At 66.6% G+C, this 679-nt stretch carries 1 protein-coding gene; it reads left to right on the top strand.

Annotated elements, in window-relative coordinates:
- The coding region (locus J5M58_RS25835; protein WP_207880150.1) for a contractile injection system protein, VgrG/Pvc8 family at positions 1 to 446 on the top strand (446 nt) is incomplete at its 5' end.
- Positions 447 to 679 lie beyond the last annotated feature (233 nt).

Genomic DNA, 679 nt, shown 5'->3' with positions numbered 1-679 from the left:
GGCACGCGCAGCAGCCGCCCGAGGACAAGGCGCCGGTGCTGCCCGTGCGCGAAATCTACGACGGCCAACGCGCGGGCCGCTTCGACACGATCGACGACGCGCAGCGCTTCGCCGAGCAGCGGCTCGACGCGCTGCGCCTGCCGAAGCGGATCCATTACGGCGCGGGCTCGTCGCGCACGCTCGAGATCGGCGCGGTCCATACGCTCGCCGGTTATCTGGACCGTGCGATCACGTTCGTGCCGCTGTCGATCGAGCACGAGGCGGTCAACAATCTCGGCGCCGACATCGGCGCGCTGCTCGGGCGCGGCGAGCTCGAGCGCTTCGCCGACTGGCGCGACGGCCGGCCGCAGACCGAGCTCAACTTCAAGCGCTATCGGCAGGCGACGAACAAGATCGTCGGCATCTCGAACGAAGCCGCCGCGTTTCTCGACACGTTCTTGCGCTAGTCGGCGGCTAGTCGGCGCGACGGGCGCGCGCAAGCGGCGGATCGGCCGCGGCCGGCGCGGCGGCTAATGCGTTTTCTCCGATAAGTTTGTGCGAATCCGTTATTGGAGCGTTCGGGCGCGCGTTTCTATACTCGACACCTGATTGGCACTCACCAAGCCCGAGTGCCAACGATTTCGATAAGGAAACGTGAGAATGAGCCTACGCCCGCTACACGATCGCGTCATCGTCAAGC

The sequence above is a fragment of the Pseudomonas sp. 32_A genome, from assembly GCF_017490905.1.
Lineage (GTDB): Bacteria > Pseudomonadota > Gammaproteobacteria > Pseudomonadales > Pseudomonadaceae > Aquipseudomonas > Aquipseudomonas inefficax.
Note: the sequence above shows the minus strand (reverse complement) of the source record. Positions and strands in the feature narration are given on the sequence as shown.